This window comes from Aliidiomarina sp. B3213 (assembly GCF_003290085.1).
Lineage (GTDB): Bacteria > Pseudomonadota > Gammaproteobacteria > Enterobacterales > Alteromonadaceae > Aliidiomarina.
Genome location: NZ_QMKJ01000002.1, coordinates 105,104 through 119,503 on the forward strand (window position 1 = coordinate 105,104; position 14,400 = coordinate 119,503).

Consider the following 14,400-nt stretch of genomic DNA (forward strand, 5'->3'; position numbering starts at 1 on the left):
TTGCCTCAACAAATAAATGGCTTAGCAACATAATGCTTTGAATTATCGGATAAGTCCGAAACAACAGTTGACCCGGCTCCGACCATAACGTTCTCACCAATTAATGTTGATTGAATAACACTTGCTCCAGTTCCTATGTGTACGTTATTTCCAGATACTACACCACCACATAATACAGCACCCGGAGCTATATGGTTGTACCTACCAATCATACAATCATGTTCGATGATCGCTCCGGAATTAACAATCGTACCTTCACCAATAAGACTATGAGCATTTACAATTGCACCGTGTATGACTTGCGCCCCCTCTTCAAGACGAGCAAATTCAGATACCATTGCTTTAGGAGATACAACCGTTAGAAACCGATAGCCATGCTGACGAAAGTGCTGCTGTATTTTTTTTCTCAACGAATTACCTGGCATCGAACCAATAGCATTAACAAGGTAGATTTGTTCTTTATCAAAACCAAGCACTGCATCATCCGATTCGTAGCAAGGGATACCTTCAAATACTGTTTTTGCTTCAGGTTTATCTCTTGCAACTACACCCAAAATAGTCTTATCAAGCTGTCGAAGGATATCTATCAATACGGTAGCATGCCCCCCTGCTCCAAGCACTAATACAGGTTTACTCACTAATCAACTCCCCAGACTTATAATCGGTTGAAGCTTGCTTTTCCTGAATTGTCCAGTAGTCATATGGGCTCATACCGTTACCTGGCCTTTTTATCAAGATATTTTGTGCAGAGAATAATTCACCAGCACGTATATCCTGACTCGCGACAATACTTTTTCTTACGGAGTTCATATTGATGATTTCTGAAGGCCTTGGTCCTTTGATACCATCACCTAAAGCTAGCTCTACAGCCCGAACACCTTGCACCATCGACTTGAGTTCTTCAGGGTCAAGTGACGCTCTATGGTCTGGTCCTTCTAGATTCTTATCCACGGTGAAGTGCTTTTCAATTAATCTAGCTCCTCGAGCCACTGCAGCTAGGGGAACAACGATACCTTCACTATGATCAGAGTAACCAACCGTCAAACCAAAAGCGGCGCCGATAGTATCCATCCCCCGAAGATTAATATCATTCAATGGTGCTGGATATTCTGAGGTACAATGTAATATGGTAACTTTTTGTCTAAGTGCTGCTTTACCCTCATCGGAAAAATAAGCTGCTCGAAAAGCATCTATTGATGGGTTAGTGTCCCTCTTGGCTGTGTAGCCGAAAGCTATAACCCCAAGCACGGCTTCAATGTCAGCCAAAGTAGCCATACCAGTTGAAACAATTAAATCGCAACCTGTTCTCGCGTGTTCCAAAACTAGTGGAGCGTTAGTGATTTCACCTGAAGGTATTTTTAAGCGTTTAAGGCCCAGTACATCTACCAAAAAAGAAAGGCTCTCACTGTCAAATGCAGTAGATAGGAATTCAATACCCAATTCATTACAATATTTGATCAACTTATGATGAGCATCGTAACTCAATTCTAATCGCTTGAGCATTTCGAGCTGGGACTCTTTCTTACCTGTATTCGCGGTTTGATAACTGGCCTGAGAGGCTTGTGCGGTAGCTATATTAGCAGCTTTAAATGTTTGAAACTTAACTATGTCAGCGCCCGCCTCAAAAGCTTTATCAACGAGCCTAAACGCAAGATCCTCTTGGCCGTTATGGTTTACTCCCGCTTCAGCGATTATTAATGTTTTCATATAATTTCCTTAATCAGCATGAAAGCTTCCGCCGCAAGGCTATTCGATTGCGCACCTCGCACGCGAGCAAGAGATTCTAAGGCAATCAAACTTCTTGGAAACGGAAAATCCGCTATCTCCGATTCAAAAATTGTAAGAATCTCAAGTTTCTTGTTGATATGCTCACTAATATCGACAAACACATTCGGTTTAAATCCACCATCTTCTGGTTTCATACCAAAATCTGTTTCCGAGATTGTTTCATAAGCTAATATCCGTTTCACAAAAGGATATCGGAATGACTTCGTTGCCGACATCACCGCATCGTATACGATTTCATGATCACTATGGGCATCATTTCGATATGCGGTCAACACCTGTTCGGGCTCTAGTTCCTTTATTATATTTGAGATTGAGGTAATTAGGTGCCCCATAGTCACTTTATCTAGCCCTGCAGGTTCATATCCTAGCTCATGCACTGATGAAAAGGGATACTGCACCGATATCTTATTAATTTCATCTCTTCGGGTCTTCACCCTATCCTTCGAAAATCCAAACTCTTCTTTTACCTGAGTGACTATAAGCCAATGCAATTCATACCCCATAGAGGCATACTTAAGCAATGTGCCTCCGCAGCCAAGTGTTTCATCATCGGCATGAGGAGCAACGACCAATAATTTTTTCATAAATATTCTCCAACTTTCGGCACTGGAGAGGCTTCATTAACTCTTATCCAAATACTGGATTCACCACCACATTTTATAAGGATTCTATCGCTATTATGTTCTACCACCTTACCGGGCTCTATGTTTCTTGGCGCAGGCTTATTCTCCAACCAACTTTTTGAAACTTTTACGTAGGTCTCTTTAAAAATAAATTCTGCATTCGGGTAAGGTGCTGCTAACGCTCTTATCAGATCGTGAATTGCTTTAGCTGGCATCCGCCAGTCAATAATTCCATCTGTCCTTGAACGCTTACGCCAATAGTTTGCAACCGATGAATCTTGCTTTATTACAGAGAACTGAGAAGTGTTCAGATATTCCTCTGTAAGTTCTGCTATCTGTCGTTGCGAGATGTTAAGAATTTTTTTATACAGGCTTCCAGCGCAGTCCTTATCTTCTATTACTATATTTCTTTGATTAATAATAGGCCCCGAGTCAGCACCTTCATCCATAAGAAAAAAAGTCGACGCGGTTTCTTTAAGCCCAAGAGCTAATGCCCATATTATCGGGTGGCGACCACGATTCCTTGGGAGTTTCGCTGGATGAAAGCCGATAACGCCATCCTTAGGAAGATTCAATATAGAAGACCTTAAGATTTCACTCCACCCAATACAATAAATCAAATCAAGTTCAAATCGCTTCAAAAAGGTCTCCGGAGATTGATCGCTTTCATCAACACAAATAAAAGGGATATTGTTTGACCGGCAAATAGGAGTCAAATCTTTGAAATCTGCATTAAATGAGGAGTTACTTCTTGTTACGACAGCAACAACTTCAATACCGTCCATCGCCATTAATGTAGAAAGTGCCAGCCAACTAGATTCAACACAGCCTATGAAACCAACCTGTTTCATGCATCATTCCCCAAATCATAGAATTTCTTTTGAAGAATCCCATCGAGATTCTCATTCGCAAGCACATGGACAATAGAACTCGAACTCCCTCCCCCCCCATAAGGGTTGCTTTGTAACTTACACTCCTCAATAAACTCCTTTGAAAGTGCAAGTTTTATAGCTGTAGAAATTGACTCTCTATCTTCTTCACATTTGATCACAGTTTTACCAGCAATCCGACCTGCTTGCCTTTCCCCTATATCAACCGTGGGGACGTTAAAAGTGGGAGCCTCAATTAATCCGCTAGATGAATTTCCAATTACTGCACTACATCCTTTCAACAAGCTCAAATATCTCAGTTGCCCAAGCGACCGCGCTAAATAGACTCTATCGGAGTTCTCATCCCGAAACCTCTCAAGCATGGAAATAATGCGGCGACCATTTGGATCAGCGTTCGGGTATGAAATCACACATTTATAATCGGGGAATAGTGTCAAGCATTCCAATAAATTAGCAAGAGCTTGGGACTCTCCGTCATCGGCTAGAGTTACCGGATGGTAGGTAACCATAAAGTAGTCTTTTGTCAAGTCAAAATCTAATGAACTGGATAAGTCATCAACATCCAAAAGGTTCATCTTGACAATGTTATCGATTCCAGGTGCACCGACATTAAATACTCGCCTAGGTTGTTCCCCTAGTTGAATTATTCGCTTTCGATAAGTTTCAGTTGCTGCAAAGTGAAGATGTGCCATTTTAGTCAAAGAATGACGAACAGCTTCATCAATAAGCCCTTCAGTGGTTTCACCACCATGAATATGTGCTATTGGAATACGAGACAGCATAGCCGCCTGAGCTACAGCTAAGGCTTCAAATCTATCACCTAAAACAACGAGTACATCCGGCTTGTGCCGTTCGAGTACTTCGCTCGCGTTAATAGTTGCCAGAGCCATGGACTTAGCCACACCTACTGGAGTGTCAGACGATAACAAAAAATTCAGTTCTTCGGTTATACTAAAACCATCCAGTCTGATTTGGTCGATTGTATATCCAAACTCTTGAGACAGATGCATACCCCCTACATACAGTTGAAGTTCTAACGAAATAGATTCTTGTATCTCTCTCATGATCCAGTATAACAGGCCATATTCAGCTCTGGTTCCTGTAAAAACAGCTATTTTTCTCATACAAACCCTCTAGGTGAGCTTGGCAAATTCACTAGTCTCTGTTCAAAATATAGCGAGTTAATCAGGTCGTCAGTATGCGCACTAGCGAACATAGGAAGTCGATGCATGAGCTTCCATATTGGACGAGTCATTACCCCTTGTTCGTTGGTATTGAGAAGTAAATTATCACGTTCTTCTTCACTCTCACAAACTATGGCATTCAGCCAATAATTTGAAACTCCATAACTTGGCTCTTCAACGAAGTGGTAATTCCCGTCTGCAAAGAACTCTTTATAATGTTGAGCAAGTGCTCTTTTTTCAGCCAAAAATAACTCTAATCTCTCCATCTGCGCGCACCCTAGTGCCGCATTCAAATTAGGCAACCTATAATTAAATCCAGGTTCGTCATGGAGGAACTCGTATGGATGCGGAACCTTAGCAGTAGTCGTCACATGTTTTGTTCTTTTTCCTTGCTCCAAGTCCTTACAAAGAACCATACCCCCGCCACCGGTAGTAATAATCTTGTTACCATTGAATGACAATGCACCGAAATCTCCAATCGTCCCCGTGTGCTTTCCTTTATAGAAAGAGCCCAGACTCTCTGCTGCATCTTCCACTAATGTGATATTCCATTTATCACAGACTACTACAAGCTCATCTAACTCTGCCGGGTGACCAAAGGTGTGCATTGGAACAACAGCGCTTATTCGTCTGCGATCAGACTTGAAAAAACAACCATCTTCATCGCGAATAGCATTCTCTGTTAAAAACTCATCCAGAGCTTTTGGACATAGTGACAAGCTTACTTTAGAAACATCCACAAAAATCGGTTCCGCACCCATATGATGAAGCGCATTGCATGTAGCGACAAACGTGAGTGCTTGTGTAATAACATAATCCCCAGACTTAACACCCGCCATATATAGGGATGTATGCAATGCTGCGGTTCCGTTAACTATAGCGACTGCTTTTGGTGAGCCCGTAAAAGATTCAATCTTTCTTTCGAAGTCATCGACATACTTACCAACGCTAGAAACAAAAGTACTTTCAATCGTGTCACTCACATACCTCATTTCATTTCCAGCAAACGTGGGCGCATGAAGAGGAATGAACTCTTTTGTTTTGTATAAATCGCGTATGAATTCTATCAATCGTTCCGTCATGTTAGACCTTACATCTTACTATCAAGGTATTTCCCCGTTTCTTTGTGACCAAATTCCGGAATCATTCTGTGAAATAGCTTCACTAAATCGTCTTTTAGCCATGCTCGCTGCATTTTCAACTCAGTGATTTCACATTCAAAAAACTCAAGAAGCTCAGATTCGTACACGGCATCGTTCTTGATCACTCCGAGATTATTAAAGCGCACCATATCAAGAACCTCTTTTTCAGTGAAAAACTCCTCAAAGTCCTTTTCACCAGTTGTATCACTGGAAGTAAATAAACAAGGCCATTTACCTTCCTCTGGAAGAGTTTTAACTAGTTCTCGAGCTTCATTTTCATCTGTACAAAGATATGGTTCATATCCTAATTGCTGGACGTATTTTGTAGCAATTTCAGCGAAGGTAATCAGATGAAGGGCCTCGCTTAATTTAGGAAAGAAAATATCTCTGTTCTCACCGAATATGCATGACATTAAACACAGTTCACCAGATTCCTGGGGAGTGACAAAATAGCGCTTGATATCGTTCGGCGCGACAATTGGTTGGCGCTTCTGAATCCGTTGATTAAAACCATGTAAAAGAGAACCATCTGAAAATGCGACATTCGCAAAACGAGCAGTAGATATCTCTATTTCCTCACTTCTACGCATAAGAAACATTTCCATAATTCTCTTAGATGCTCCCATCATATTGACTGGGTTCGCAGCTTTATCAGTTGAAACGCAGAAATATTTTTTTGTTCCTTTCTCAATTGCTTGCCCAATGGTTTTGTCAGTATTAAAAACATTCACATCTATCATTCGCATTAAAGTGAACGGATCCTTTTCACTCCGAACATGCTTCAGTGCAGACAAGTTTAATACGTAGTCATATTTTCCGTCAGCATTGATGAACGCATCGTATTCGACAGATCCTATGTCCAGTGCAAATGTTTTAAAGTCCCCATTGATATAACCAAGCGAACTTCTAATATCCCTAACAAGCTCCACCATATTGTTTTCGCTAATATCAACAACATGAAGTTTACGCGGGTTACGTTTGAATATTTCTTTCGTGACTGCTTGACCTATTGAACCAGCACCACCAAGAACCAGAAACGATGACTGGCCAACGATTTGGGTTAGTTCACGCTCACTGCTCTCTATATCTTCCTCAAATAAAGTGGATTCTCTACCGATTAGTTCCAGTACATTGTTCATTCTTTACCCCAAATACCTTTTGTATCAATAGCGAGCCCCTCATGTGGTTGTTCACTGCTCTTAAATTCCCTATGGTCAACCAATAATAGATGAATATTTGCTGTTGATTGAGCAACGCTATAATCAACTAACTCGCATTTCTCAAGTGAGCTTGGAAGATCAGTTATATTTGGTTCCACAATCAAAACTCTCCCCGAATGAGCTTCAGAAACCTTTTCACAAATATTAAGGGCTGGACTTTCTCTCAAATCATCAATGTCAGGCTTGAAAGAAATTCCGTAGCAAGCGATTACTACATCTTTAATGTTTTTGTCTGGGTTGGCTTGTAAAAAGTCCGTCATTGCAATTTTGACTTTTTCGATTACCCAATCAGGCTTGCTGTCATTCACTTCACGAGCAGTTCTAATTAAGCGAGCTCGCTCTGGCGTCTTACTCACGATAAACCAAGGGTCTACTGCGATACAATGACCACCAACACCAGGACCAGGTTGCAATATGTTTACTCTAGGGTGGCGATTAGCGAGCGCTATTAACTCCCAAACGTCGATACTCAGTTCATCGCAAATAATTGATAGTTCGTTTGCAAATGCAATGTTGACGTCTCTGAAGCTATTCTCAGTAAGCTTTGCCATCTCCGCTGTACGTGCATTTGTTACAACACACTCACCTTTCACAAAGGTTTTGTATAGCGCGACCGAGAATTGAGAGCATTTAGGGGTCATACCTCCTACGACTCGATCATTTTCAATTAATTCTCTCATCACGTGACCAGGCAATACGCGTTCAGGACAGTGTGCAATTCTAATATCGGAGTCTTCGCCATGTGATTGTGGAAAAGTCAGATCAGGTCGAGCTTTCGCTAACCACTCGGCCATTTGTTCGGTGGCTCCCACAGGTGACGTCGACTCTAAAATAACGAGATTACCTTTTTCAAGCACAGGTGCAATCGCTTCACTTGCAGATTGAATATAACTTAAATCAGGTTGGTGATTACCGCCTTTAAAGGGGGTGGGCACTGCAAAGATAAAAGCATCCGCAGGCTCAGGGGTAAGCGACGCCTTAAGCGTTCCTTTTTTTACAGCATTAAACACTGCCGAATCTAAATCCGGCTCCACAATGTGTATTTTTCCTTCATTAATCGTGTTTACGGCCTTTTCGTTTACGTCAATTCCTACCACGGTCAGTCCATGAGAAGCGAACACTGCCGCTGTCGGTAAACCTATATATCCCAGCCCGATAACACTTACTTTCTCAAAATTCATATTTTACTTAGCCTTCGCTAAAAAATCTAAAATTCTAGAACAGGCATTCCCATCCCCGTATGGATTGTGCGCTCGACTCATTCTGTCATAAGACTCTTTTGATAAAAGAAGGCTTCTAACTTCAAATGTTATTTTCTCGACGCTTGTACCTACCAATTTAACTGTGCCAGCCTCAACGGCTTCAGGCCTTTCAGTAGAGTCTCTCATGACTAAAACAGGCTTACCTACTGAGGGAGCTTCTTCTTGTATCCCACCTGAATCAGTTAAAATAATGTCCGCACGGTTCATAAGGTAAATAAATGGGAGATAATCCTGTGGCTCGATTAAGTGCACATTATCTAATCCACTCAAGAGTCTGTTAACTGGCTCCTGAACTCTAGGGTTTAAATGCACTGGGTAAACAATTTGAAGATTGTCGTGTTCAATTGCAATTTCTCGTAATGCTTGACAAATTCTCTCAAAGCCACAACCGAAGCTTTCTCTTCTGTGGCCCGTCACAAGGATAGTTTTTTTTGCATCATCCAAAAACGAATAAGTAGATGTTAATTGAGCTTTAATGTCTAAATCTTTCTCAATTTTATCTCTAACAAGAAATAAAGCGTCAATAACAGTGTTGCCTGTGACGACTACGTTGGCTTCTGGCACCTTTTCATCAAGCAAGTTCCTCTTGGATGTTTCTGTAGGCGCGAAATGAAAATTTGCCAAAGCTCCTGCCAGCTTACGATTTCCCTCTTCCGGCCATGGGCTATATATGTTTCCAGTTCTTAGTCCTGCCTCAACATGTCCTACTTTTACTTGTTTATAAAAGGCGGCAAGAGAAGCAGAGAGTGTGGTTGCAGTGTCCCCGTGAACAAGAACTACATCAGGTGCAAAATCGTCAAGGACTTTATCGAGCCCTTCAAGAATTCTAGTTGTCACCTGCGTCAAGTTCTGACCAGGACTCATGATATCTAAATCGTAGTCGGGTTCTATCTCAAATAACTCAAGAACTTGATCTAACATCTCTCGGTGCTGCGCAGTTACACATACACGAGCATCGAAGCGTGAGTCGGCGGTAAGTTCCTTTACCAAAGGTGCCATCTTAATCGCTTCGGGACGCGTACCAAATACACTTAATACTTTCATTGGTTATTAATCTTTTTTCTGGAAATATCTAATGAGAACATACAAACAGGAAAGCATGCCCCCGAGCATTATACCTAAAATACAGATAAACGCTCGCGAAGGCTTAGCTTTCAACTCCGGAACAATAGCAGGATCGAGTGTTCTCAGAATGTACTCAGGACGGACATTAGCTAACATCAATGTTTTGGTTTGCTCTTCAATCAATGAGAAAAGCATCGATTGAGCCTCAGCTAGATTCGTTGCTGAAAGTTGAGATTCCAAATATTGAATGCTATTCGAAGCCTCAGTCATTTCACGATTTCGCATTTCCTCATTTATTTCATTTACCAAGAGCTCCACCCAATTTTTAGCGAGGTAAGGGGAATAGTGCTCTATGCTAATTTTCACCATTCCAGTTTGTGTGTCTTGACTCACCGATAATAACTTTGAAAGCTCTTCATAGACTTCGATTAAAGAAGGTTCCTTTTGTCTACCAGCAGGAGCTTCACGAACCCATTCGTTTGTTTCTGGGTTATAAACTTCTCCATCAAAAACAAGAGTGTTATTCCCACGGTTCCAATTTTCAGCTGCCATAATTGGTGCTTTGAGGTCGTACTTTTCGATAAACCTACCAAGAAACTCCCTTGATTTTAAAACTTCAAGTGCAAGCGCTACTTTCCCGCCACCGCTACCACCAAGATTGACCCCAGCCAAAGCAGCTAACCCACCAAGCTGACCAGGAATATTCATACCACCACTATCCTCAACTGGAGCCAATAGGGCTTCAGAACGATAAATATTAGGCTGGTTGATTGCGTACATAACGGAGCCAACGGCAAATACAAACGTAACCGCGATGATTATCCATTTACCTTTCCACAATGCTATAAATAGCTCTTTGAGATCTATTTCGTCCTCGTAGCGTTGCTGTTGTTGATTTTGTTGTTCTGTCATGAGGTTATTCGCTTTGTTTGATTATTCGGCTTCATGGGGACAGGCTGAAGACCAGTCCCAATTTTGATTGTTATTTGAATTTTAATCTTTTCGGCAAACCGCACAGCGAGCCGTCCCACTTAATTTTTTTGTACTCTATACCTTCAGGCACGCTTCCGCCCGTGGGTTGTGGCTCCCAATGTGCCTTTTTGTTCTTTCTGTATTTTCTTAAGCTTTTGGGGCGAGGCTGAAGCCAGTCCCCATTTCTTACAGACCGCGCAGCGGTCCATTCTATAAATTACAGCGCTCTTAATACGCGCTCTTCAATTTCAATTCTTTGTTGCTTGCCTAGCATGTCTAACAACACTAAACAGCGCTCTTCGCCTTTAGCTAATTGGTAAACAGCTTGTAGCCCTGCAAATGGGCCCTCTTCTACTTGCACACGTGAGCCTGCTTCGAACTGCGAAGAAAAGTTACTTAGTTCTTCGCTGGCTTCTAACTCGATAAGCTGCTGCATAACCTGATCTGGCACTTCCGCGGGTACACCGCCAAAGCGAACAAAGCCGCTTACACCACGGGTACTTCGTAGTGCATTAAAATTTGCTTGGTCTTGATCGACTTGAATGAATAGGTAATTCGGAAACAGGGGCTCGTTCACTGTAGTACGTTTACCACGGCGAATTTTTTGAACTGAAATTTGCGGAAAACAGGTATTAATACCTTGGTTTTCGATATTCAATTTTGCGCGGGCTTCCTGCCTTGCCTTGCAGTGCAATAAATACCAGGCTGACATACTGCGAAATATCCCTCTTCAGGCATGCCGTATTACGGCCGCCCCCTCACTAATAACAAGCATTTGGGCCACACTTTTTTATTATCAGGAACTTAGGAGTTTTTTTGTTCACTCAACTCTCTAAACTGACCCAATCGAGCCCACCAATTCTACGTTATTCATGGCTTGAAATGAAGTGGTCGTGTTTAAAGAAAGCAAATAAATTCGAAAAAAATGTTAAAGGATATATTTGTCGCTGTATATTTTTTGTGCTACCCCTGTATGAGTAGTTTTTAACGTAAATACTTCAATGATTTAACGAAACAAAACGAATCGGCACAAAAGGAATAAAACATGGACGTACAATTCATCCACCACGGTGCCCGCGAAGGCGTAACCGGCTCTTGCCACGAACTTAAATTTCCCCACGGTCGGTCTTTAATTGTCGACATCGGTCTATTCCAAGGTGCTGAAACATCCGGAAGCTCTCACCACAACCGCGGTTCCGCAAATCATCAAGAAGTCGACTTTCCCATAAACCATATCGATGCTTTGGTCATTACGCATTGTCATATTGACCATGTAGGTCGTTTGCCTTGGTTGTTAATGGCTGGGTTTCGCAAGCCTATTTACTGTACTCAGGCTACAGCTCACCTATTGCCCATGGTTATCGAGGATGCCTTGAAAGTTGGTTTAACCCGAGATCGTGGCTTAATTGAAGGCGTTTTGGGCGTAATAGAGCGGTTACTGGTTCCTGTTGAGTTTGATGTTTGGCAGCGGATTGACGCCTTGGATGTTTCGATTCGGTTTCGGCAAGCTGGGCATATACTGGGGTCGGCTTTTGTTGAGGTAGGTATTGGTTCAACATCAATGCCTACTTCAGGGACTGGCTTCAGCCTGTCCCAAGAATCCGACAAAAGGGGACAGGCTGAAGCCAGTCCCCGGGTGGTGTTCTCTGGGGATTTAGGCTGCAAAAACTCGCCGTTGTTGCCGGATCCGGCGCCGTTGGAGCGAGCGGATGTTTTGGTGCTTGAGAGTACTTATGGTGATAAGAATCATGAGAACCGTGCTGAGCGGCAGGAGCGGTTGCAGTCTGTGGTTGAGAAGTGTATGCGCGACCGCGGTACGGTCCTTATTCCAGCATTTAGCATTGGCCGAACCCAAGAGTTGCTCTACGAATTAGAAGATATTTTGTTCCATGAACGCCAGAATAATCCGGACTGGAAAGACATTCTGGTCATTCTCGACTCCCCTATGGCTGCTAAATTCACAGAGAAATACAAAGTGATGAAGTCGCTGTGGGACCAAGAGTCTAAACATCGCGTTTCAGTGAATCGGCACCCATTAGACTTCGAGCGCTTACATGTAATTGATTCACATGATGAGCATCAGCGCATTGTGCATTACCTTCAGCAAAGTGGTGATCCGTGTATTGTCATTGCGGCTAGTGGCATGTGTACAGGCGGGCGAATGCTGAATTACCTTAAAGCGCTACTTCCGGATTCTCGCACCGATGTTCTTTTTGTAGGTTATCAAGCTCAAGGAACGCCGGGGCGGGATATTCAAAAGTATGGACCGCGTTGTGGTTACGTTGAGCTGGACCATGAAAAGGTTTGGATCAAGGCAGGTATTCATACGTTGGGTGGCTATTCGGCACATGCTGACCAACAAGAGCTTATTGAGTTTGTGCAAACTGCAGAACATATTGGGCAGATTCGATTGGTGCATGGGGACTCTGGAGCGAAGTCTGCGCTCGCTGAAAAGCTACGCGAGTCAGGTTATGAAGTCTGTATACCTTAGGTAAAAGGCTTCGGGGACTGGCTTCAGCCCGTCTCCACAGTTCTATTTCGCTGCATAGGTCTGGTAATCCGGCCTATGCTTTAAGAGTAGATTGCTCTAAATGATTTATAACACTATGTTTTTATAACTTAGTTCAAAAACAACCATAAAAAGGACAACTTATGTACGCAAACTATGTTGGAGCCATTCGCCTCCTTCCCTATACGATTATTCCACCAGATTGGTTAGCGTGTGACGGCTCTGTTTACGAGCAATCTAAATATCCTAGTTTATTTAAAGTCATAGGAAACAAATATGGCGGCACCGGTAGTAACTTTGCTGTCCCTGATTTGCAAGGATGTGCGTTATACGGAGTGTCTTCCCCCGCTGAGATTGGAGTTAAAGTTGGAGCCAGTGAAGTTACTTTGACACCTGCACAAATGCCCCAGCATACGCACACACCAGTAGCGTCAGGAGCTGCTGCCAACAGCCCCGCCCAGGCTGAAAAATCATTGTTTGCAACTACAGCGGGACCTGCTGCTGAGATCTATACGGAGTCTACTCCCGGTGTCGCATTGAACTTTATGAGTATCGGCACTTCTGGCAACGATAGACCCCATAACAATATACAACCAAGCCTAGGTTTACAGTTTTGTATATGCGCACAAGGAGAGATGCCAAATGAGTAACCCAGATTCTTACTTAGGAGAAATTCGACTTGTCGCATGGGATATCATTCCCAATTGGTGGCAAAGGTGTGATGGCTCGCTATTACCTTTGAATCAGAATACAGCTTTATTTTCATTGATTAAAACTACATACGGTGGTGACGGCACAACATCCTTTGCTGTCCCTGATTTACGTGGTCGAGTACCTATATGCGTACAAAAACCTTCCAATAACCAACCGCAAATAAACTTGGGACAACTTCTCGGTGAAGAGAGCGTTACTTTGACCAAGGAGCAGATGCCTATCCATGACCATAGTCTCATGATGAGTACTACTCAAGGCGACAGTAACGATCCCGCAGGTCGCTCCATAGGTGCAGCTCAGTTAGGCGGCTTCATTTCGGGTTCATCAAACCAAATTGTTCAGCTTTCGTCAGCAGCAGTTGCTCAAAGTGGTGAAGGAAAAGCACACAATAATATGATGAAGTCTGTCGCCTTAAACTACATTATTTCTCTTCAGGGTTTATACCCAGAAAATGCGCCTCCTATCGGTCAAAGTCTTGCGTTTATGGGTGAAATACAGGCGTTTCCATTCAACCAAATACCTAAAGGATGGCTTGTATGTGACGGAAGCTCAGTGAGTAACAGCGAGTACGGATGGTTATTCAACCTTTTAGGCCATAAATTCGGTGGTAGTGGCGATAATTTTAACCTACCAAATCTTATTCATTGCGCAGCGATAGGCTATGGCCAAGGCCCCAACCTAACAGAACGTGCTTTTGCTGAAAGTCTAGGCGAAAACGAATGCACACTTGAGGTCGAAGAAATGCCGTCGCATGATCACTGGTGGATGATGGCTAATGTACCAGGAACTGAAACGAGTCCTCCACAAAATGGACTATTGGCTAATATTAGAGGAGCCGTTGAGTTTGACACGTCTCCTAACCTCAACAATACCGTTAACATGAACTCAAACATACTTGCTACTAGTGGAAGCTCCGAAGCTCATGAAAATAGGCAACCTGTAGTGGGATTCGTCTACTGCATTTGTACCAACGGTCTTTTCCCTAGCCAATGACCCATCAAGTTTCTAGTGGAGTTCTAAGTAAAAGGACT

Annotated in this window: 14 protein-coding genes; 3 read left to right on the forward strand and 11 right to left on the reverse strand. The window is 42.8% G+C overall.

Going from position 1 to position 14,400, the window contains the following annotated elements; genetic code table 11:
- Positions 1-5: 5 nt before the first annotated feature.
- From DQX04_RS05710 to rfaH, 11 genes are all read right to left on the reverse strand, one after another.
- Entirely contained in the window at positions 6-638 is a 633-nt protein-coding gene (locus DQX04_RS05710; protein WP_207801089.1) for an acetyltransferase, read from the reverse strand.
- Complete coding sequence (gene neuB, locus DQX04_RS05715; protein ID WP_111914946.1) at positions 631-1,707, reverse strand: N-acetylneuraminate synthase; 1,077 nt, start codon at positions 1,705-1,707, stop codon at positions 631-633. The genes DQX04_RS05710 and neuB overlap by 8 nt, the downstream gene beginning before the upstream one ends.
- Positions 1,704-2,372, reverse strand: coding sequence for a PIG-L deacetylase family protein (locus DQX04_RS05720; protein WP_111914947.1), 669 nt, complete (start codon positions 2,370-2,372; stop codon positions 1,704-1,706). Before DQX04_RS05720 ends, neuB begins: the two co-directional genes overlap by 4 nt.
- Entirely contained in the window at positions 2,369-3,262 is an 894-nt protein-coding gene (locus tag DQX04_RS05725; protein WP_111914948.1) for a formyltransferase family protein, read from the reverse strand. The genes DQX04_RS05720 and DQX04_RS05725 overlap by 4 nt, the downstream gene beginning before the upstream one ends.
- Positions 3,259-4,425 (reverse strand): UDP-N-acetylglucosamine 2-epimerase, encoded by a 1,167-nt coding sequence (gene neuC / locus DQX04_RS05730; RefSeq protein ID WP_111914949.1) that lies wholly within the window; start codon positions 4,423-4,425, stop codon positions 3,259-3,261. Before neuC ends, DQX04_RS05725 begins: the two co-directional genes overlap by 4 nt.
- Positions 4,422-5,567 (reverse strand): LegC family aminotransferase, encoded by a 1,146-nt coding sequence (locus DQX04_RS05735; RefSeq protein WP_111914950.1) that lies wholly within the window; start codon positions 5,565-5,567, stop codon positions 4,422-4,424. Before DQX04_RS05735 ends, neuC begins: the two co-directional genes overlap by 4 nt.
- A gap of 8 nt (positions 5,568-5,575) precedes the next feature.
- Positions 5,576-6,766, reverse strand: a complete 1,191-nt coding sequence (locus tag DQX04_RS05740) for a UDP-N-acetylglucosamine 4,6-dehydratase (RefSeq protein WP_111914951.1) — start codon at positions 6,764-6,766, stop codon at positions 5,576-5,578.
- Positions 6,763-8,028, reverse strand: a complete 1,266-nt coding sequence (gene wecC / locus DQX04_RS05745) for a UDP-N-acetyl-D-mannosamine dehydrogenase (RefSeq protein ID WP_111914952.1) — start codon at positions 8,026-8,028, stop codon at positions 6,763-6,765. Before wecC ends, DQX04_RS05740 begins: the two co-directional genes overlap by 4 nt.
- Positions 8,029-8,031: 3 nt before the next feature.
- Positions 8,032-9,153, reverse strand: coding sequence for a non-hydrolyzing UDP-N-acetylglucosamine 2-epimerase (gene wecB / locus DQX04_RS05750; RefSeq protein ID WP_111914953.1), 1,122 nt, complete (start codon positions 9,151-9,153; stop codon positions 8,032-8,034).
- A gap of 6 nt (positions 9,154-9,159) precedes the next feature.
- Positions 9,160-10,086 (reverse strand): Wzz/FepE/Etk N-terminal domain-containing protein, encoded by a 927-nt coding sequence (locus DQX04_RS05755; RefSeq protein WP_111914954.1) that lies wholly within the window; start codon positions 10,084-10,086, stop codon positions 9,160-9,162.
- Between the two features lie 277 nt (positions 10,087-10,363).
- Positions 10,364-10,858 carry a transcription/translation regulatory transformer protein RfaH gene (gene rfaH / locus DQX04_RS05760; RefSeq protein WP_111914955.1) on the reverse strand — a complete coding sequence of 165 codons (495 nt, stop codon included), beginning with the start codon at positions 10,856-10,858 and terminating at the stop codon, positions 10,364-10,366.
- Positions 10,859-11,191: 333 nt separating this feature from the next.
- Between rfaH and DQX04_RS05765 the strand changes: the two genes are divergently transcribed.
- From DQX04_RS05765 to DQX04_RS05775, 3 genes are all read left to right on the forward strand, one after another.
- Complete coding sequence (locus DQX04_RS05765; RefSeq protein WP_111914956.1) at positions 11,192-12,637, forward strand: MBL fold metallo-hydrolase RNA specificity domain-containing protein; 1,446 nt, start codon at positions 11,192-11,194, stop codon at positions 12,635-12,637.
- A 161-nt stretch (positions 12,638-12,798) separates the two neighbouring features.
- The gene (locus tag DQX04_RS05770) at positions 12,799-13,305 is read left to right on the forward strand and encodes a phage tail protein (protein WP_111914957.1); all 507 of its coding nucleotides are present in this window, start codon (positions 12,799-12,801) and stop codon (positions 13,303-13,305) included.
- Complete coding sequence (locus DQX04_RS05775; RefSeq protein WP_111914958.1) at positions 13,298-14,362, forward strand: phage tail protein; 1,065 nt, start codon at positions 13,298-13,300, stop codon at positions 14,360-14,362. Before DQX04_RS05770 ends, DQX04_RS05775 begins: the two co-directional genes overlap by 8 nt.
- Positions 14,363-14,400 lie beyond the last annotated feature (38 nt).

Coding starts and splice junctions, on each gene's coding strand:
- rfaH (WP_111914955.1), bottom strand. CDS start 10,858: ATGTCAGCCTGGTATTTATTGCACTGCAAGGCAAGGCAGGAAGCCCGC.
- DQX04_RS05740 (WP_111914951.1), bottom strand. CDS start 6,766: ATGAACAATGTACTGGAACTAATCGGTAGAGAATCCACTTTATTTGAG.
- wecB (WP_111914953.1), bottom strand. CDS start 9,153: ATGAAAGTATTAAGTGTATTTGGTACGCGTCCCGAAGCGATTAAGATG.
- DQX04_RS05720 (WP_111914947.1), bottom strand. CDS start 2,372: ATGAAAAAATTATTGGTCGTTGCTCCTCATGCCGATGATGAAACACTT.
- DQX04_RS05735 (WP_111914950.1), bottom strand. CDS start 5,567: ATGACGGAACGATTGATAGAATTCATACGCGATTTATACAAAACAAAA.
- DQX04_RS05765 (WP_111914956.1), top strand. CDS start 11,192: ATGGACGTACAATTCATCCACCACGGTGCCCGCGAAGGCGTAACCGGC.
- wecC (WP_111914952.1), bottom strand. CDS start 8,028: ATGAATTTTGAGAAAGTAAGTGTTATCGGGCTGGGATATATAGGTTTA.
- neuC (WP_111914949.1), bottom strand. CDS start 4,425: ATGAGAAAAATAGCTGTTTTTACAGGAACCAGAGCTGAATATGGCCTG.
- DQX04_RS05770 (WP_111914957.1), top strand. CDS start 12,799: ATGTACGCAAACTATGTTGGAGCCATTCGCCTCCTTCCCTATACGATT.
- DQX04_RS05755 (WP_111914954.1), bottom strand. CDS start 10,086: ATGACAGAACAACAAAATCAACAACAGCAACGCTACGAGGACGAAATA.
- neuB (WP_111914946.1), bottom strand. CDS start 1,707: ATGAAAACATTAATAATCGCTGAAGCGGGAGTAAACCATAACGGCCAA.
- DQX04_RS05775 (WP_111914958.1), top strand. CDS start 13,298: ATGAGTAACCCAGATTCTTACTTAGGAGAAATTCGACTTGTCGCATGG.
- DQX04_RS05725 (WP_111914948.1), bottom strand. CDS start 3,262: ATGAAACAGGTTGGTTTCATAGGCTGTGTTGAATCTAGTTGGCTGGCA.